The 17072-nt window shown below is 71.2% G+C and carries 17 protein-coding genes; 7 read left to right on the forward strand and 10 right to left on the reverse strand.

Annotation, left to right across the window (positions count from 1 at the left end; all coding sequences use genetic code 11):
- Positions 1 to 3 precede the first annotated feature (3 nt).
- A complete protein-coding gene (locus tag ACH34W_RS40210) occupies positions 4 to 999 on the reverse strand; it encodes a LacI family DNA-binding transcriptional regulator (protein ID WP_395966443.1) in 996 nt (331 codons plus the stop codon).
- A 117-nt stretch (positions 1000 to 1116) separates the two neighbouring features.
- Here ACH34W_RS40210 and ACH34W_RS40215 point away from each other — a divergent pair, with 117 nt between their 5' ends.
- Together ACH34W_RS40215 and ACH34W_RS40220 are read left to right on the forward strand one after the other, a co-directional pair.
- Positions 1117 to 2022 carry an amidohydrolase gene (locus ACH34W_RS40215; protein ID WP_395966444.1) on the forward strand — a complete coding sequence of 302 codons (906 nt, stop codon included), beginning with the start codon at positions 1117 to 1119 and terminating at the stop codon, positions 2020 to 2022.
- Entirely contained in the window at positions 2012 to 2569 is a 558-nt protein-coding gene (locus tag ACH34W_RS40220; protein ID WP_395966445.1) for a cysteine dioxygenase, read from the forward strand. Before ACH34W_RS40215 ends, ACH34W_RS40220 begins: the two co-directional genes overlap by 11 nt.
- On the opposite strand, the gene ACH34W_RS40225 is transcribed toward ACH34W_RS40220, so the two are convergent.
- Together ACH34W_RS40225 and ACH34W_RS40230 are read right to left on the reverse strand one after the other, a co-directional pair.
- Positions 2561 to 3310, reverse strand: a complete 750-nt coding sequence (locus ACH34W_RS40225) for a TetR/AcrR family transcriptional regulator (protein ID WP_395966446.1) — start codon at positions 3308 to 3310, stop codon at positions 2561 to 2563. The genes ACH34W_RS40220 and ACH34W_RS40225 overlap by 9 nt on opposite strands.
- Before the next feature lie 79 nt (positions 3311 to 3389).
- Positions 3390 to 3818, reverse strand: a complete 429-nt coding sequence (locus tag ACH34W_RS40230) for an SRPBCC family protein (protein ID WP_395966447.1) — start codon at positions 3816 to 3818, stop codon at positions 3390 to 3392.
- A gap of 189 nt (positions 3819 to 4007) precedes the next feature.
- On the opposite strand from ACH34W_RS40230, the gene ACH34W_RS40235 reads away from it, so the two are divergent.
- Positions 4008 to 4847, forward strand: a complete 840-nt coding sequence (locus ACH34W_RS40235; protein WP_395966448.1) for an SGNH/GDSL hydrolase family protein — start codon at positions 4008 to 4010, stop codon at positions 4845 to 4847.
- Here ACH34W_RS40235 and egtD read toward each other — a convergent pair.
- The 4 genes from egtD to egtA are packed head-to-tail and all read right to left on the reverse strand — an operon-like array spanning position 4844 to position 9131.
- Positions 4844 to 5794 carry an L-histidine N(alpha)-methyltransferase gene (egtD, locus tag ACH34W_RS40240; RefSeq protein WP_395966449.1) on the reverse strand — a complete coding sequence of 317 codons (951 nt, stop codon included), beginning with the start codon at positions 5792 to 5794 and terminating at the stop codon, positions 4844 to 4846. The genes ACH34W_RS40235 and egtD overlap by 4 nt on opposite strands.
- Before the next feature lie 9 nt (positions 5795 to 5803).
- Complete coding sequence (gene egtC / locus ACH34W_RS40245; protein ID WP_395966450.1) at positions 5804 to 6541, reverse strand: ergothioneine biosynthesis protein EgtC; 738 nt, start codon at positions 6539 to 6541, stop codon at positions 5804 to 5806.
- Positions 6541 to 7917 (reverse strand): ergothioneine biosynthesis protein EgtB, encoded by a 1377-nt coding sequence (gene egtB, locus ACH34W_RS40250; protein ID WP_395966519.1) that lies wholly within the window; start codon positions 7915 to 7917, stop codon positions 6541 to 6543. The genes egtC and egtB overlap by 1 nt, the downstream gene beginning before the upstream one ends.
- A complete protein-coding gene (gene egtA / locus ACH34W_RS40255; protein WP_395966451.1) occupies positions 7914 to 9131 on the reverse strand; it encodes an ergothioneine biosynthesis glutamate--cysteine ligase EgtA in 1218 nt (405 codons plus the stop codon). Before egtA ends, egtB begins: the two co-directional genes overlap by 4 nt.
- Positions 9132 to 9367: 236 nt before the next feature.
- Here egtA and ACH34W_RS40260 point away from each other — a divergent pair, with 236 nt between their 5' ends.
- Complete coding sequence (locus ACH34W_RS40260; RefSeq protein ID WP_395966452.1) at positions 9368 to 10585, forward strand: RNA polymerase sigma factor; 1218 nt, start codon at positions 9368 to 9370, stop codon at positions 10583 to 10585.
- A gap of 43 nt (positions 10586 to 10628) precedes the next feature.
- On the opposite strand, the gene ACH34W_RS40265 is transcribed toward ACH34W_RS40260, so the two are convergent.
- Both ACH34W_RS40265 and ACH34W_RS40270 read right to left on the reverse strand, forming a co-directional pair.
- Positions 10629 to 11282 (reverse strand): rhomboid-like protein, encoded by a 654-nt coding sequence (locus ACH34W_RS40265; RefSeq protein WP_395966453.1) that lies wholly within the window; start codon positions 11280 to 11282, stop codon positions 10629 to 10631.
- A gap of 10 nt (positions 11283 to 11292) precedes the next feature.
- A complete protein-coding gene (locus tag ACH34W_RS40270) occupies positions 11293 to 12063 on the reverse strand; it encodes an AraC family transcriptional regulator (protein ID WP_395966454.1) in 771 nt (256 codons plus the stop codon).
- Positions 12064 to 12217: 154 nt separating this feature from the next.
- Between ACH34W_RS40270 and ACH34W_RS40275 the strand changes: the two genes are divergently transcribed.
- Positions 12218 to 12700 (forward strand): class I SAM-dependent methyltransferase, encoded by a 483-nt coding sequence (locus ACH34W_RS40275; protein WP_395966455.1) that lies wholly within the window; start codon positions 12218 to 12220, stop codon positions 12698 to 12700.
- A gap of 170 nt (positions 12701 to 12870) precedes the next feature.
- On the opposite strand, the gene ACH34W_RS40280 is transcribed toward ACH34W_RS40275, so the two are convergent.
- Positions 12871 to 14487: an MFS transporter gene (locus tag ACH34W_RS40280; protein ID WP_395966456.1), complete on the reverse strand. Its 1617-nt coding sequence runs from the start codon at positions 14485 to 14487 to the stop codon at positions 12871 to 12873.
- Positions 14488 to 14660: 173 nt separating this feature from the next.
- On the opposite strand from ACH34W_RS40280, the gene ACH34W_RS40285 reads away from it, so the two are divergent.
- Both ACH34W_RS40285 and ACH34W_RS40290 read left to right on the forward strand, forming a co-directional pair.
- Positions 14661 to 15338 (forward strand): TetR family transcriptional regulator, encoded by a 678-nt coding sequence (locus ACH34W_RS40285; RefSeq protein ID WP_395966457.1) that lies wholly within the window; start codon positions 14661 to 14663, stop codon positions 15336 to 15338.
- Positions 15339 to 15364: 26 nt separating this feature from the next.
- Positions 15365 to 17065 carry an immunity 49 family protein gene (locus ACH34W_RS40290; protein WP_395966458.1) on the forward strand — a complete coding sequence of 567 codons (1701 nt, stop codon included), beginning with the start codon at positions 15365 to 15367 and terminating at the stop codon, positions 17063 to 17065.
- The last annotated feature ends 7 nt before the right edge of the window (positions 17066 to 17072 follow it).

A 17072-nucleotide genomic window follows, 5' to 3' on the forward strand; every position in this document is an offset into this window, starting at 1 on the left:
TGCTCAGCCGGTCGAGGCGCGGGCGCGCAGAGCGGGCTCACGAACGACGCGGCGGCGGCGCTGGGTGCCGTCGATGACGTCGACGACCAGGCGGACGGCGGAGGCAACGATGCCGTCGATGTCCCAGTCGACGGTGGTGAGCGGCGGCGTGAGCAGGGCGGACATCGGATGGTTGTCGTAACCGCAGACCGCCACGTCGCCGGGGACGTCGAGGCCGAGCTCGCGGGTCGCCGCGTAGACCCCGTAGGCGATCGAGTCGGAGAAGCAGAAGACCGCAGAGGGCCGGTCGTGGTCGGCCAGCACCCGGGTCGCCACCTCGGTCGCCTCCGGCAGGCTCTGCGGAGCGACGATGAGGTCGACCTCCAGGCCCAGCCGCTTGGCCTCGGCGTTCACGTGCACGTCGGCGGGGCGGTCGGGGGTGCTGGCGAGGGTGGGGCTGAACACGGCGACGCGGCGGTGGCCGAGGGTGTGCAGGTGCTCCAGTGCGAGAGTGACGCCGCGCCGGTTGTCGAAGACGACCTCGCCCTGGGAGTGGTCGCCGCGGAGCGCGTCTCCGATCGACACGACCGGGATCGACTCGGCCAGCTCGGCCCAGAGCTCGGCGGACGGGTCGAGCGGCTGCACGATCAGCCCGTCCACCCGCTGGTCGCGCAGCTGGCGGGCCAGGGCCAGCTCGCGGCCCGGGTCGCCGCCCGCGTCAACGATCAGCGCGTAGCGGTCGCGGGCGAGGAGCTCGCGGCCGATGCCGACGGCCAGCGACTGCTGCCAGTAGTCGCCCAGCGAGCCGCAGAGCAGGCCCACCATGCCGGTGCGCCCGCTGGCCAGGGCCCGGGCGATCGGATGCGCCTCGTAGCCGAGCTCGTCGGCCGCCGCGCGAACCCGTTCCTGGGTCTCCTCGGAGGTCTGGATGCCGCGCAGTGCGTACGACACGGCCGCAGGCGACAACCCCGTCGCCTGCGCCACTTCCCTGATCGTTGCGCGCTTGCGCCTGCTCGGCACCCCACAACCCTATGGGGTCGGGCCGGCTTTCCACGGTATCCGACTTGACGGGACGGCTCCTGAACCGGTTCACTGAAACGGTTAACTGATGCGGTTCAGTAGCCACTTCCAGGAGTTATGCGAAACATCGACGTGCATCAGCATCTGTGGAGCGCCCCGTTCATCGAGGCCCTCCGCGGTCGCCGCACACCTCCGTATCTGGACGGGTGGACGCTGCACCTTGCGGGCGAGCCGCCCTACGAGGTCGATCCGGCCGACCATGACATCGCCGTCCGAGCCGGGCAGGTCGAAGCCGATGGGATCGACCTCGCGCTGGTCTCGCTCTCGTCACCGCTCGGCATCGAAGGGCTTCCGGCGGGCGAGGCCCGGCCGCTGCTGGACGCCTACCACGCCGGGGCCCTGACGCTGCCCCACCCGTTCGGGTCCTGGGCCGCCGCCTCCGTACGGGACATCGACGCCGGGCAGCTCGCCAAGGACCTCGACCAGGGGTTCGCCGGCCTCCAGTTGCCCGCCACCGCGCTGGCCGACGCCGCCGGATACGACCGTTGCGGCCCGCTGCTCGACGTCCTGGAAGAGCGCGGCCTGCCCCTCTTCGTCCACCCCGGCCCCGCACCCGGCACCGGCGGCGGCCCGGCATGGTGGCCGGCCCTGGTGCCGTACGTCCAGCAAATGCACTCCGCCTGGTTCGCGTTCCGCGCGTTCGGCCGGCCGCGCCACCCCCGGCTGCGCGTGTGCTTCGCGCTGCTCGCCGGGCTCGCGCCCCTGCACGGCGAACGCCTGGCGGCCCGGGGCGGCGGCCGCGGCGAGGTCGACCCCGGCGCGTACGTCGAGACCTCCTCGTACGGGCCGCGCGCCGCCGACGCCGCCGTCCGCGCGCTCGGCATCGACGTGATCGTCCACGGCACCGACCGGCCGTACGCCGGACCCGCCGACCTCGCGCTCGGCGAGGCCGCACACCACGCGTTCCGCGTGACCAACCCACACCGTCTGCTTACAGGAAAGGAGCCGATCCATGCCGCCTGAGGTCACGACCTGCGCCCAGGGCACCGCCATCCGTCTCGACGACCCGGGCATCGACAGCCTGCCGGCCCGCCCGTTGGACCGCCGCGAACTGCGCGCCCTGGTCGACGGGCTCGCCGAACGACCCGAAGTCTGGCGGCAGCACGTCGCCTTCTCCGAAGGGCAGCGGCACTATGCCTCGCTGTACCGCGACGAGTACGTGGACGTGTGGTTGCTCTGCTGGACACCGGAGAACGACACCGGCTGGCACGACCACGACATCTCCTCGGGAGCCGTACGGGTCGTCGCGGGTGCCCTGGAGGAGTGCAACCCGCGGATCGGCGGCGCCCACGTCAAGACCGTCATCCCCGCGGGTTCGTCGTTCTCGTTCAGCGCCGACCACATCCACCGGCTCGTCGGCCTGGACGCGGCGAGCGTCTCGATCCACGCCTACTCGCCGCCACTCTGGCGGCTCGGGCAGTACTCCATCGACGACGACGGCGTGATGCGCCGCGTGTCGGTGAGCTATGCCGACGAGCTGCGTCCTCTGGATGAGCCGACGCTAGCTTGAGTAGGCGGGGTGATCGGACGCCCCGGCGTTCACGCCCATCCGCGCCATTTCCCGGGCGGCCTCCTCCTTCCCCAGCAGGGGAAGGAGGACGAAATAGGTGAGGGAGGAGACCATCTCCGGCAGCTCCGCCGTCCGGCCCGCGTCCACCCAGAGGTAGATGGCGCTGTAGACGCCGCCGACGACCGCGTCCGCCACCGCCTCGGGGACCCCCGCCACGCCGGGCTCGGGTGCGGGATCGGTCAGGAGCGTCCGGAAACCCTCCAGGCAACGTGTCCGCCCGCGCCGCACCCCGGGCGACGTCGAGTTGATCTCGACCATCGCCACCCGCGCGAACCGCGGCTGCCCCGCCAGCGTCTCCAGCAGCGTCCGCATCGCCGCCAGCACGCCCTCCGGGCAGGACCCGGCCCCCTTCCAGGCCTCCTCCACGCGTGCCACGATCAGGTCCATGCCCTGGTCGTAGGCCGCGCGGAAACAGGCCTCACGGTCCGCGAAATGGTCGTAGAACGCCTTCTTGGTCACCCCGGCCGCATGGGTGATCCGGCTGATCGTCGCCTGCGGGAAACCGTGCTCCGCCACGACCTCGACGAAGGCGTCGACCAGCCGGTCGCGCTGGTTCTCGGCTACCGTCTCCGGCGCCAGGCCATGACGGCCTCGCTTGATGCCCCGGTCGGGCTCGCGGGCCGAACGGGACCCGGGCAGCATCACGTCCCCGATGACGGCCTCCGGTGGGTGATTCATCATGGGCCTCAATCCAGCCTATGACGCGGACCAGGCAGTACATCGGTCACGCGCGACCGGACCAGGCCAGGCCACCGGTGGACTATCCGTGGCGGACGCTCTCCAGGCGCTCCTTCAGGCGCCCGTAGCTCACCGGCGCGCCCTTGCGAGCGGTCCGGCGGACGACGAGGGGCACCAGCAGCCTGCCGATCCCCCGTCCTTCGAAGTCCAGGGAGAACGTGACGCGCGAGCGGTCACCGAGCGGCTCCACCGTGATCTCCGCGCTCGGCCGCACGGGTCCGTCGACGCCGCGCACGGCCCAGCGCCGGGGCGGATCGTTCACCGTGACGCGCTGCGTCATCGTGCGCTCCGCGCGTCCGACCTTGCGGGTCGTGGTGAACGTCTCGTCCGGGCCGAGCCGGACGTTCACGACGTCGTACTGCCACTCGGGAAACCGAGCGGGGTCCGTGACGTAGGAGAACACCTCGTCCGGCGGACGGGCGATCTCGATCTGGGACACGAATGGCGACATGCTTCCTCCTCGCTGGGATGAGGTCTCGTCACCGACACGACGGATCGCGCGTAAGAGATGTGACGGCGTGACGTAGACCACATGGAGTCGGCAGATCTTCGGGCCCGCGCTCGCAAGGTTAGGTCCGCGTTATGCGGCTCCTCGGTAAGATGCGGCGACGCCTTCCCGGAATCACTTGGTGGTCCTTCAATGTCATCTCGCCGCGCCCGCCGCGGCGCGGCGATCCTGTCGCTGTGCCTCGGTCTCCTCCCGGCGACCGCGTGCGGCGAGTTCGGCGGCGACGCGGTCAAGCGAGAGGCGTCCCAGGCGCAGAAGGGGCAGGCCCGGAACGGGCAGGCCCGGGGCGGTGCCGGCACGAGCACCCAGGTCACCCCGGTCGTGATGATCCTCGGCGACAGCTACACGGTCGGCGAACGCGGCAGCCAGCCGGAGACCACCTACGCCCCGGCGGCGGCCCGGCTGCTGGGCTGGCAGGTCGTCGCGGCGGGCAAGGCCGGCACCGGCTTCGTCGCCACTGGCACGCGCCGCCGCAGCACCACCCAGGGCGGGGCCGGCGCGGCCAGGACCTCAGGACAGACGTTCATGGGCCTCTTCGAGAGCCAGCTCGGCTGGCGCCCGGCCCCCGATCTACTGATCGTCTCCGGCGGCCACAACGACCGGAAGTACCCCGCCATGCAGACCGCCCAGGCCGCCCGGGAGCTGCTCAGCCGCGCCAAGCTGCGCTGGCCGGGCACGCCGATCGTGCTGATCGGCCCGATCTGGGGGAACGACACACCGGCGCCGGCCACGCTCGCGATCCGCGACGTCCTGCGCGGCGTGGCCCAGGAGCTGAAGATCCCGTTCATCGACCCGATCGCGCAGCGCTGGATCACCGGCAACCGCGCCACCGGCACCGGCAACGCGCCGGGCTACATCCGCCCGGACGGGGTGCACCCGACCATCGAGGGCCATCGTTACCTGGCCACCCGGCTGGTGGACGACATCAAGCGCCTCGGCCTGGCGCACCCCACCCGCAAGGGGACGTCCTAGGCGGGACGGGCGAGGGAGAGCGAGAAGTCTCCGGCGTCGTCGGTCCACAGCTCGGCGAGTTTGAGCCCGGCCGCGTCCAGTTCGGCCTCCAGGCGTTCGGGACGGAACTTCGCGGAGATCTCCGTGCGCATCTCCTCCCCGGCGGCGAACGCGATCTCCAGGTCGAGCCCGCCCACCCGGACGGTCTGGTCACGCGTGGCGCGGAGCCGCATCTCGATCCACTCGTCGGCGGCGTTCCAGAGCGCGACGTGCTCGAAGGACCCGGGCACGAAGTCGGCGTCGAGCTCGCGGTTGATCACGCGCAGCACGTTGCGGTTGAACTCGGCGGTGACCCCGGCCGCGTCGTCATAGGCGCGGACGAGCCGTTCCTCGTCCTTGACCAGGTCGGCGCCGAGCAGCAGCGCGTCGTCCGGCCCCATCGTGGCGCGCACGCCGCCGAGGAACCCGATCCGGGTCGCGGGCGGCATGTTGCCGATCGTGCCGCCCAGGAACGCGATCAGGCGCCGGTCGCCCCCGGGCAGCAGATGCAGGTGCTGCTCGTAGTCGGCGACGACGGGCCGGACGGCCAGCCCCGGGTGGTCGGCGGCGATCTGCCCGGCGGCCTCGGTCAGGAAGTCCCCGCTCACGTCCACCGGCACGTACGTGCGGAGCGTGGGACTCAGCGCGGCCAGGAGCAGCCGGGTCTTCTCCCCCGAGCCGGCGCCCAGCTCCAGCAGGGTCTCCGCGCCCGTCACCGTGGCGATCTCCGGTGCCCGCGCGACGAGGATCTCGCGCTCGCGCCTGGTCGGGTAGTACTCACCGAGCCGGGTGATCTCCTCGAAGAGCGCGCTGCCCTGTTCGTCGTAGAACCACTTGGGCGGCAGTGTCTTCGGCGTGCCGGTGAGGCCCTCCCGTACGTCCTGGCGAAGCGTCTTGGCAAGGTCGTCAGCGGTCAGATACTGATCCACGAATCCCTCTCAGAGCGGGTAGACGTGCACGCCGGACGCGAGGCCGGCGGTCACGAGCGAACGTTCGGGCACGGTCTCCCAGGCGGCCTCCTCGGTGACGGGTTCGGAGGCGAGCCAGATCGCCTCCCCGGTCGTCCGGACGAACAGCGAGTCGCCCCAGGTGGTGGCCGCCAGCGTGGTGCCGTCGGAGGCGAGCAGGTTGTAGCGGCCGGGGGCCAGCCCGGACACCGAACGCACCACCTCGGCGAGGCCGTCGCCAAGGGTCACGCCCTCGCGCCACAACCGGGCGGCGAAGGCGAACAGCAGCGCCGAGTCGACCGGCGCGCGGGCGTCGGGCACCTCGGCGAGATCGCCCGCCAGTTCCCGGAGCTTGCTCTCGACGCCGGCGAACCCCTCGACCTTGCCGTTGTGGCTGAACAGCCGTGTCCCGGCCCGGAACGGCTGGGCGCACGACTCGTCCACCGGGAACCCCGAGGTCGCCGATCGGAGCGCGGCCACCGCACAGCCCGCCCGGATGACGTCGGCGACCTCACGGAACGAGACGTCGGTCCAGATCGGCTGGCCCCGCCGGAACCTCCTGGCCCCGCCGTCGTCCTCGTACCAGCCGATGCCGAAGCCGTCGGCGTTGAGCAGGTTGCCCTGGGTCATGCGCGGCGCGTACGACTGGCGTTCCATCGAGTGCTCCCCCTCGTAGAGGAGGGAGCTCAGCGTGCGTGCCGGTCCCAGGTAGCCAAGGTGACGGCACATCAGCTCGCACCCGCCGACCGGGAGTTCGCACCCACTGACCGGGCGCAGCGGAAGCCTGTGAAGATCTGCCGCCGGATCGGATAGTCCCAGTTGCGGAACGTGCCCCGGACGGCCAGCGGATGGGTCGCCCACGACCCTCCGCGCAGCACCTTGTAGTCGGGGCCGAAGAAAACCTCCGAGTACTCCTTGTACGGGAAGGACCGGAATCCCGGGTAGCCGTGGAAGTCCGAGGACGTCCACTCCCACACGTCGCCGATCATCTGCCGGACGCCGTACGCGGAGGCACCCTTCTCGTACGACCCGGCCCCCGACGGCCTGAGCATGCGCTGCCCGAGGTTGGCCCGGTCGTCCTCGTACACGTCGCCCCACGGGTAGCGGCGGGAACGGCCGGCGACGGGATCCCAGCGCGCCGCCTTCTCCCACTCCGCCTCGGTCGGCAGGCGCTTGCCGGCCCATCGGGCGTACGCGTCCGCCTCGTACCAGGACACGTGCTGAACCGGCTCAGCGGGCGGCACCGGCTCGGTTCGGCCGAAGCGGCGCCGCACCCATCCCGTCCCCTCGCGTGTCCAGAACGCGGGGGCGTGCTTGCCCCCGGCGGTACGCCACTCCCAGCCCTTCGGGTCCCACCAGCGCGGATCGTCGTAGCCGCCCGCCTCCATGAAGGCGAGGTACGCGGCGTTCGTCACCGGCTCGGCGTCGATGTAGTACGACGGCAGATCCACGATGTGCCCGGGGCGTTCGTTGTCGTAGGCCCAGGGGTCGTCGGAGGTGCCCATCTGGAACGGCCCCGCCTCGATCAGCACCTCACCCCCGGCGTGCGATGTCCGCAATACCTCCCCGGGTGATTCGAGAAGGGCTGGGGCGCCCTTGCGGAGCTGATGGGTGGCGAGCATGGTCTCGTCGTGCATGTGCTCGTGCTGGACGACCATCCCGTACACGAAACCGCCCGACGTGAGCGGCGCGTCGGTCTCGAAGCGCACCGACGACAGAGAGTCGAGCACCTTGGCGCGCACTGTCTCGATGTACGCGCGTGCCTCGTGCGGCTCCAACAGCGGGAGCGAGGGGCGTTCCGCGCGCGGGTGCTCGAACGCGTCGTACAGCGTGTCGATCTCGGGCCGCATCGGCTCGATGCCCGCGGCCTCGCGCAACAACCACAGTTCCTCGTAGTTGCCGACGTGCGCCAGATCCCACACCAGCGGCGACATCAGCGGCGAGACCTGGCTGATCAGCTCGGCCTCGTCCAGCACGTCGGTGGTCAGCCCCAGGCTGCGGTCCCGGACCCGCCCCAGCTCGTCGGCGATCAGCTCCTTGAGCGCGTGCTCGTCCATCGCGGCCAGTGGCGCGGTGTCCAGTGGCGTGGTGTCCAGTGGCTTCATCGGGGCCACGTCAGGTTCTCCTCAGCTCGCGAAATGTCATCCGCTCGGGACATGTGATCGTCGGCAGGGCTGCGGCCCCGGTCGACGTAACGGTCGGCGTACGCGCCCACCAGCGGGACCAGCCCGGCCGCGCCCAGCCTGGGCAGCGCCTCCAGCGCGGCGGCGAAGCACGCGCGCGCGGCCTGTGCCAGCGGCGGGTCGGCGAGGCCGCACCGGGCCGCCTCGGCCCAGCGGTCCGCCACCGGCTCGGTCGCCGCCTCGGCCGCCGCGGCGGCGCGCGGGTCGTCGAGCAGAGCGGTCGCGACGGCGACGGGCACCGGCCAGTACGGGTCGGGCAAGGCGTCGATCATGCGCAGCTCCAGCCAGCCCCGCGGCCGTACCGGCGGGAAGAGCGTGGAGAGGTGGTACTCCAGGTCCTGCTGGCCCGGCTCGCCCTTGTCGAGCCACTCCCGGAAGGTCATCCCGGGGTCGGCGAGCCAGGATCCGTCCGGCATGCGCATGATCATGACGCGGGCGTCCAGCGCGTACCGTGCCCAGGCCTCGGCCGGGTCGTCGCCGACCGGCGCGGCGGTCCGGCACGGGTCGAGGTCGGTCCAGATGGCCTGCCGGGTGGAGCGCATCCCGGTGCGGTGCCCGGCCCGCAGCGGCGAGTTGGCGAACGCGGCGACCAGCACCGGCCCGAGCGCGTGGGCGAGCCGCCACCGCCGCGCCGCGTCGGCGGGATCGGCGCCGATGTCCACGCACACCTGGACGGAGGCGGTCGAGCACATCATCGCCATGCCGACGTCGGCGAACTCCTGGGCGAAGTAGCCCTTCATGCACTCGTACCGCGGATGGTCGGCCTGGAAGAACGGCGTCCGTACCGGATCGACGCCGTGCCCGGTGAGCGCGAGCCCGGCGGCGGTGAGCGCCTCGGTCACGTGCGCCAGGTCCCCGGAGAGCCCCTCGTGGAGGGGTGCCAGGCCGGGGAACGGCGCCGAACTGAGTTCCAGTTGCCCGCCCGGCTCGTAGGTGATGTTGCTCCCGTTCGGCGGCGGCTCGGCTGCGTCCATGACCGTCCGTAGCCGGCGGACGGGGACGTGCGCGCCGGGCGCCGCGACGTCCACGACGAACCATTCGGTCTCCGCGCCGACCGTGCCGGGAGGCCCGTTCTTGAAACAGACACCGCGTATGTACTGGTGGACGTCGTCCTCGGACAGCCGACCCCGGTGCACCAGAACCCCCTCGTTCGACAACAGTTTCGAGTTTCCCTGGTGAACCGGATCAGTAATCAAGTAATCCGGAGCAAATGACATGAACTCCCCGTGAACGTGATCAATCACACCGCGTTCTCTACGGAGAGTGAGAAGTTTTAGCGGAAAGTAACCGCACTTCTCAGTTGCGTCCGGCTTCCACTACAGTCCCAGTTTTGACCGAATTGCCCCATTCACGGACACCCACGGAGGTCAGCATGCGCGGGGACCCGGGGACCCTCTATGACGCGCACGCCGCCCGCCTGTACGCCTACTGCTGGTCGCTGGTCGGCGACGACGCGGCGGCGGCGGTCACCGACACCTTCGCGGCGACGGTCCAGCACCCGCCGCGCGGCGACAGCGTGCTCTGGTTGTACGCCCTCGCGCGGTCGGCCTGCATCGAGCGCGGCGCCCTCGACCGTGGTTTCGTCCTGTCCGGGGACGCGTCCGGAAACGACCCGCTGCTCCGCGCGGCCGGCACGCTCCGCGCCGACCACCGCGAGGTGCTGCTGCTGGAAGCCGGCGAGTGGCTGGAGATCCCCGACATCGCCCGGGTGGTCGGCATCGCCCCCGACACGGCCCGGCAGTTGCTGAACGTGGCGCGCGTCCGGTTCGAACGGGCCGTGCTGGACGGGCTCATGCGCGGCGCCGGATCACAGAGCAGCGCCGGATCACAAAGCATGGACATCATCGCCGCGTTCGAGAAGGGCACGCTCCCGCAACTGCTCGCCCGCCGCGTACCCGACCAGCCGCCCGCCTGGCTCCGCGATCACACCCTCGCCGCGTTCGAGGGCGAACTGACCGGGCCCCTGCCCGGCATCGTCACCACCAACCCGGTCGTGGTGATCGGGTCCGGGAACACGTCGAAGGGCGGTCCGCGCCGCAAGGCCAAGAGCATCACCGCGGTCGCCGGCATCGCCGCGTCCGCCGCCGCGGCGGCCGGGCTGCTCGTGTCGTGGCCGGTGGCCAAGGGCGGCGGCGCCTCCTCCCTGCTGCCGACCGGGGGCAGCGGCACCACCGAGTCGACGAGTGACCGCCCGGCCACGCAACCGAACCAGACGACCACGGACCGGCCCGGCACCACCGGGAAGGACGGCGGCACCGTCACGCCGGGCCAGGGCTCCGCACCGCTCCCCTCGACCGGCGACGGCGGCGGCACGCCGACGACCCAGCCGGTCCCGACCAGGCCGGGCACCACCCCGGCGCCGGAGAAGGGCAAGCCCAGCCCGCCGGAGAAGTCGCCCTCGCCTCCCGAGGAGACGCCGACCGTGCCGCCGCAGGAATCCCCGTCCGAGCCTCCGACGACCCCGCCGACCGAGGACCCTGGCACGCAGGACCCGACGCCGACCGAACCCACGGAGAACCCGCCGGCGCCGCCGACAGGCGAGCCGAGCCCGAGCCCCTCGTCCAACCCCGTCCCAACACCCCAGGGCTGACGGCGAGCGCCCGACAAGGGCCGACATGGCTGCCCGGGCTGGGTTAGATCTCGGCGAGCGCGGGGGCGAGTCTGGGTGGGCGGCGGCGTTCGTGCCGGAACATCAAAGCGCCCACAAGGGCGCCTGTGAACATCGCGACGACGTGCCCGACCGCGGCGACGTCGAGTGAGAGCAGTCCCGCGAAGAGGAACGGGGCGAGCGCGCACCAGCCGCCCAGGGCCAGCAGGCGCGGCCAGCGACCCGGCCCGTACAGGATGGCGGCGACCAGGGCGGCCGACAACACGTACGAGGGCCCGACGTCGGGCATCGTGCGGATGGAGTCCGACAGCTGGCCCAGTTCCAGCCGGACGAACGCGATTCCCTGGCTGACCACGGTGCCGAGCACGTGGGCGACGGCGATCAGGAGCACGGTCCGGAGGTTGCCGAAGCGCCGGGCGACCGGAAAGAGCCCGATGGCGGTCACGACCATCAGCACGCCGTGCGCGTCCTCGGCCACGAAGGCGGAGGTCACCATGGTGCCGATCGGGTTGACCCCGAGGTTGGACAGGTTGGTGCTGGCCCAGCCGATCAGGCTGGCGCGAGCGTCCTCGGACAGGATCGCCGCCTGGACGAGCCACACCAGGCCGAACACACCCAGGAACACCAACGGCACTGGATACCGCCGTACAAACCCGCCCATCACCCCTGCAGACCCCATCACCTGCAGCCTATGAGTCACGGAAGTACATACGGGGCGATACTCCGAACGTCCGCTTGAAAACGGCGACGAACGCGCTCGCAGTCTCATATCCGACACGACGGGCGACAGTCGCCACCGGGACCCCTTCCGCCAGCAGTTCCAGGGCCGCCCGCATGCGCGCCTGTGTCCGCCACCGCCCGAAACTCATCCCGGTCTCCGCGTCGAACAACCGCGCCAGGGTCCGGCTGCTCGCCCCGACCTCCCGGCCCCACGCGTCCAGGGTCCGGCCGTCCTTCGGGTCGGCCAGCAGCGCCTCGGCGACCCGCCGGGCCCGCTCGTCGACGGGCATCGGCACCTCGATCGTCGTGATCTCAACCGGTTCGAGCAGGTCGTACACCACAGCTTCGGCGCGAGCCCGGGCTGCGTTCGGCAGCTTCGGCGTCGCCAGATGAACGATCAGTTCGCGCAGGAGCGGCGGCACGTTGATCACCGTCGGCTCGTTCCAGCCCACCGGACACGTTTCGGGCCAGAGGTACGGGCTCCGCAGCATGGAGGACGCGTGCGCGGACGTCGTGTGCGGCACCCCGGCGGGGATCCACAGGGCCCGGACCGGCGGCAACACCCACGTCCGGCCGGGGGTCTCAACGGTGACCACGCCCTCCGCCGCCCACGCGAGCTGATGCCACCGGTGCCGGTGCTCCCGGAACTTCCTCCGGGCCGGCATCGGAAAGCTGCCGACCGCCAGACCACCGAGCCCGAGCCCGGCGAACGAGGCGCCCGGCCCCGCAAGATCACTCAAGTGTCCGGATCGCGACATCATCTGTCACGCCACCTCATATCCGACATCGCCCTCTTGAGCCTAGCGTCGGAATATGCCAATGAACCGGTTTCACCAGTGGTTTTGCAGGTCAACGGCTTGGGCTCGATGCGTTGAGGGCAATCTCTTGCCCTGGGTGCTGGACGACACCGACCTCGGCGACAAGGTCCTGGAGGTGGGCCCGGGATACGGCGTCACCACCCGCATCCTCCAGCGCAAGGTCCCCGACCTGACCGCGCTGGAGATCGACCCCGCTCTGGCCAAGCGCCTGCGGACCCACACCACCGCCGAAGTGGTGGAGGGTGACGGCACGGACATGCCCTTCCCCACCGAGGCCTTCAGTGGGGCGACCTGTTTCACGATGCTCCACCACGTTCAGTCCGAGGCACTCCAGGACCGGCTGTTCGCCGAGGTGCACCGAGTCCTGCGTCCCGGCGGGGTCTTCGCGGGCAGCGACAGCCGCGTCAGCGCCGGATTCCGGCTGATCCACCTCTTCGACACGATGGTCGTCGTCGATCCGGACACCCTCGCCCCGCGCCTGGAGTCGGCAGGCTTCACCGACATCAAGGTCACCACGACCGACAGGGCCCTCCGCTTCCGGGCCCGCAAGCCGGCCTAGTCACAAGCCGGCCACCGCCCCCTGTTCGGGGTGCGGTGGCCTGAGTGCGGTCGTCGGGGGCGGGGTGCGGTGTGCCGCTCGGGGCGTGGGCGGCCATGGGTAGCGGCACACCGCAGGTCTGGTGTCAGTGCCGTCCGATTTCAGTGCCGTCCGGTGTCAGCGCCGTCCGGTCACAGGGCGGCGGCACCCTCGACTGGGGTCTGGCCGCGCTTGACCAGGAGGGCCGCGAGGATCGCGACCACCGCGACCGCCCCGGCGACGCTCATGGAGGTCTGCCAGCCGTCCATGAACGCCAGGTGGCTGGCGGTCGTGATGGCGTCGGCCGTGTCCGAGGACGAGCCCGGCGGCACGGGCGCGACGCCCTGCGAGACGAGTCCCGCGCCCTGGTCGCTGATCTGCCCGGCGGCCGGGCCGGGCACGCCCTCGCCGGTCAGGCGGCCGTACAGCACGTCACCGACCTTGGTGGAGAGCAGGGTGCCGAGCACCGATGTGCCGAGCACGCCGCCGATCTGGGCGGCGGTCTGCTGCAGGCCGCCCGCGACGCCCGCCAGCTGGGGCGGGGCGTTGCCGACGATCGCCTCGGTCCCGGCGACCAGCACGAAGCCGAAGGCCAGGCCGATCAGCACGAACCACGGCCACAGCTGGATGTACGGCGCGTCCACGCCGATCCCGGAGAGGCCGAACAGCGCGATCGCAGTGAAGGCCATGCCGAGCACGAGCGGCACGCGCGGGCCGAAACGGCTCGTGAGGGCGCCCGCGATCGGCGACGCCACGATGAAGACGGCGGTCATCGGCAACATGCGCACGCCCGCGTCGACCGGGCTCATGCCGTGCACCTGCTGCAGGTAGAGCGTGATGAAGAAGATCGTGCCGAACATCCCGAAGAAGCCCAGCACGATCAGGCCGGTCGCGGAGGAGAGCGAGACCGATTTGAACAGGCCGAGCGGCAGCAGCGGGTGCTCGACCCGGAGCTCGTTCACCACGAAGACCGCGCCGAGCACGATCGCGGCGGCGAACGACCACAGCGGGACGGCGTCGCCGAAGCCGTGCTCGCCCGCCTTGATGAGGCCCCAGACGAGGGCGAAGAGCGCGCCGCTCAGCAGCGCGACACCCGGCACGTCGAACGAGCCGCGTGCCCCCTCGTCCTTGGACTCGCGGATCACCCAGAGCCCGACCGCGAGCGCGATCACGCCCAGCGGCGCGTTGAGGAAGAAGACCGACTCCCAGTTGACGTTCTCGACCAGCAGACCGGCCACGATCGGGCCGCCGGCGATCGAGATGCCGACCGTGGCGCCCCAGATGCCGATGGCGGCGTTGAGCTTGTCGGCGGGGAAGGTGTTGCGCAGGATCGCGAGGCTGGCCGGTTGCAGGAGCGCCCCCGCGAAGCCCTGCACGACGCGCCAGAAGATGACCATCCCGAGGCTGCCCGAGAGGCCGATCAGCACGGAGGCGATGGCGAAGCCGATCACACCGGCGATGAATGTGCCCTTCCGGCCGAACCGGTCGGCGATCTTGCCCGCCGGGATCAGCGTGACGGCGATGGTGAGCATGTAGGCGTTGGTCACCCACTGCAGGCCGGACAGGTCGGCGCCGAGGTCCTTGGCGATCGCAGGGTTGGCGATCGACACGACGGTGGCGTCGAGGCCGACCATCATCACGCCGAGCGCGACGGCGACGAGGGTCAGCCAGGGATGGCCGTGCCCGGCCCGTGACGAGAGGCCGCGGGAGTCGTCCCGGGGCTTCTGTGGTTGTGCGTCGAGCACATCAGTGCCCGCGGATGGGGACATGGAGCTGCCTCCGTTGGACGGCTGTTCGTTGGGGTGGGGGTGCGGATCTCAAGCTGTCATAGAATGACAGTTGTCGTCAAACGACTGCTTTCATGAGGAGACATGATTCAGATCACGACAATATTCATGGTCCGCCAGTTGGCAGAGGATCACCGGGCCGTTACACTTCGCCCATGACCGCGACCGCCCCCGAGGCCCACCCCGCGGGTCTGGACTCCCAGCCCCAGGGCCGGCGCGAACGCAAGAAGCAGCGCACCAGAGAAGCCCTGATCGACGCCGCGTTCGAGCTTTTCGCCGAGAAGGGCTTCGACGCCACGACGGTGGAGGAGATCGCCGACGCCGTCGACGTCTCGTCCCGCACGTTCTTCCGCTACTTCGCCTCCAAGGAAGACGTCGCCCTGACCTTCCAAGAGGAGCAGCACCAGGCGATATTGGCGGCGCTCACCGCCCGGCCGCCGGACGAGCCGGTCGTGACCGCCCTCCGCCGCGCCGTCGTCGACATCGTCCAGGCCGCCGAACGCGGCGAGAGCGGCTTCGACCCCCAGCGCCTGTCCACCATGATGGAGCTCATGCAGAAGAGCCCCACGCTGCTCGCGGGCAGCCTGGAGCACATGCAGAAGAAGCAGGCCTCACTGACGCGCGTCATCGCCGAGCGCATGGGCGTCGACCCCGCGGCCGACCTTCGCCCGCACGTGGTGGCGGCCACCGCCGCCTGCTCGTTCCGCGCGACCACCGACATGATCCATCAGTACCGCGGCGACTGCGGCCGTCCCCTGTCGGAGGCGGTCGATCAGGCCTTCGCCATCGTCGAGGGCGGCATCAACTTCCCCTCCGTTCCACCGGCCGGCTGATCACGAGGCTTGTAGGCTCGTCCACCATGAGTACAGACCGCCATTTAGTGGACGAAACTGCCATCGCCACGGCGCTCGCCGCCGTTCCGGACCAGCTCGCCGAGGACGCGTCGCGGGCCGAGAACGGCGGCCCGTTCGGCATCGAGATGCTCAGCGACATGCTGCTCGACTACGTGGCGGCACGGTCCGCCGAGATCGACCCGCGGTTCGAGACCCGCGAGTCGTGGACGGCGCTGAAGAGCGCGGCCGAGCTCGCGTACAACTACGTCAGGGCGCAGCACACCCCGGTGGGCGAGTCGGTACAGGCCTGGGTCGAGTATCTGGGGGTCGGCTTCGGCTTCATCCAGACCGACGAGGAACGCGTCTACACCAGCGACTGGATCCACGCCTTTCACCTGGCGCTGATCTGCCGTGACGGGCCGAAGCTCGTCGCGCTCTACAACCTGCTGGGAGGCCTGCGGGACGGTTCTGACACCGTCTACGCGAAGGCCCTGGCGATCCGCTGGGCGGACCTCGCCGGGATCATCGAGCGCGACGAGGACGAGGCGCACAGCGCCGACGGCTCCCCCGGCCCGGCAAGGACCGCCTATCCGGTGAAGCTCGACGGCGCCCAGTCGCCCGGCGACGAGGTCACGCTGCTCCGCGCGCTCGTCGACGGCACCGGTTTCCAGCCGGCCCTGACCGAGGCGCTCGCCGCGCACGGGAAACGTGCGAGCGACCGGCGCGTTCGCGACCTGATCGCCTGGGGCCCGCTCGCCCTCGCCGCGCTGGCCCACGACAGCGGCGTGCGGATCGACGTCGAGTCGGGATACCTCCCGGCGCGGCTGGTCACCGAGGCCGGACCCCGGACGGCGGAGGCGGGCGAGCCGATCCCGCGGCCCGAGTTCGAGGTGGAGTTCGCGACCCGACAGGTCGAGCGTCTGAAGAAGGACGCGGCGGAGGACGTCGAGCATCTCTTCGAGTCCCGCATCCTGCTCGGCTACCGGAGCAAGGTCTTCCAGGACTTCGCCCGGGACTGCCTCCGGGCGTTCGCCTACCGCTCGTGCCTCGATCCCGCGGCCGGCGACCCGCGCCAGTGGACCGACCTGGTCCTGGCGAGCGAGGCCGCGTGCGCCGCGTTCCGGCTCGCCGCCGCGCCCCGGGAGACCGAGCTGGAGCTCACGGTTGCCGGTCGCACCGGGTCGGTCCCGGCGCCTGGCCCGAACAGCTACAGCGGCCACTGGGAGTACGCCAAGGCGGTCGCCTTCGCGCTCACCGCCCGGTCGGCCGACGACCTGGTGTTTCTCGGCGGCGTGGCCGACGAGGTCTTCGGCAAGAGCCGCGGCGCCGGACCAGACGTCCCGGCCTACGCTCTCGCCCTGCGCGCTTTCCTGGCCGGCGGGGATGCCCGTACCCATCTGGACACGGCGCTGGCCAAGAAGAGCGGCGACGACCACTGGGAGTGCCTGCGCAACCCGCGGGTGCACATGCTCGACCGCTTGGTGGCCGACGACCAGGAGGGCTTCGACAAGGCGATGACCGAGGGCTTGGACCTCTACCGGCAGTACTACTCGGCTGGCGACCGCGTCGACGACGTCGAGGGGCTGATCTGGATCGACGCCCTGGGGCTGGCCTGCGCCGCGCACGACCGGGGCTGGCCGGTCGCCGTCGAGACCGACTACCTGCCGCGCCGGATCGTCGAAGGCTCCTGGCTCGGCACTCCCGTCGATCTCGGCATCTTCAGCTGACGCATCG

The sequence above is a fragment of the Actinomadura sp. 6N118 genome, assembly GCF_044326415.1.
In the GTDB taxonomy this organism is placed as follows: domain Bacteria; phylum Actinomycetota; class Actinomycetes; order Streptosporangiales; family Streptosporangiaceae; genus Spirillospora.

What these genes read in the sequence shown, in the direction of transcription:
- ACH34W_RS40260 (WP_395966452.1), top strand. Translation starts at nt 9,368, where the DNA reads ATGCGCGGGGACCCGGGGACCCTCTATGACGCGCACGCCGCCCGCCTG.
- ACH34W_RS40280 (WP_395966456.1), bottom strand. Translation starts at nt 14,487, where the DNA reads ATGTCCCCATCCGCGGGCACTGATGTGCTCGACGCACAACCACAGAAG.
- ACH34W_RS40265 (WP_395966453.1), bottom strand. Translation starts at nt 11,282, where the DNA reads ATGGGGTCTGCAGGGGTGATGGGCGGGTTTGTACGGCGGTATCCAGTG.
- ACH34W_RS40235 (WP_395966448.1), top strand. Translation starts at nt 4,008, where the DNA reads ATGTCATCTCGCCGCGCCCGCCGCGGCGCGGCGATCCTGTCGCTGTGC.
- egtB (WP_395966519.1), bottom strand. Translation starts at nt 7,917, where the DNA reads ATGAAGCCACTGGACACCACGCCACTGGACACCGCGCCACTGGCCGCG.
- ACH34W_RS40290 (WP_395966458.1), top strand. Translation starts at nt 15,365, where the DNA reads ATGAGTACAGACCGCCATTTAGTGGACGAAACTGCCATCGCCACGGCG.
- ACH34W_RS40220 (WP_395966445.1), top strand. Translation starts at nt 2,012, where the DNA reads ATGCCGCCTGAGGTCACGACCTGCGCCCAGGGCACCGCCATCCGTCTC.
- ACH34W_RS40230 (WP_395966447.1), bottom strand. Translation starts at nt 3,818, where the DNA reads ATGTCGCCATTCGTGTCCCAGATCGAGATCGCCCGTCCGCCGGACGAG.
- ACH34W_RS40285 (WP_395966457.1), top strand. Translation starts at nt 14,661, where the DNA reads ATGACCGCGACCGCCCCCGAGGCCCACCCCGCGGGTCTGGACTCCCAG.
- egtC (WP_395966450.1), bottom strand. Translation starts at nt 6,541, where the DNA reads ATGTGCCGTCACCTTGGCTACCTGGGACCGGCACGCACGCTGAGCTCC.
- ACH34W_RS40225 (WP_395966446.1), bottom strand. Translation starts at nt 3,310, where the DNA reads ATGATGAATCACCCACCGGAGGCCGTCATCGGGGACGTGATGCTGCCC.
- ACH34W_RS40215 (WP_395966444.1), top strand. Translation starts at nt 1,117, where the DNA reads ATGCGAAACATCGACGTGCATCAGCATCTGTGGAGCGCCCCGTTCATC.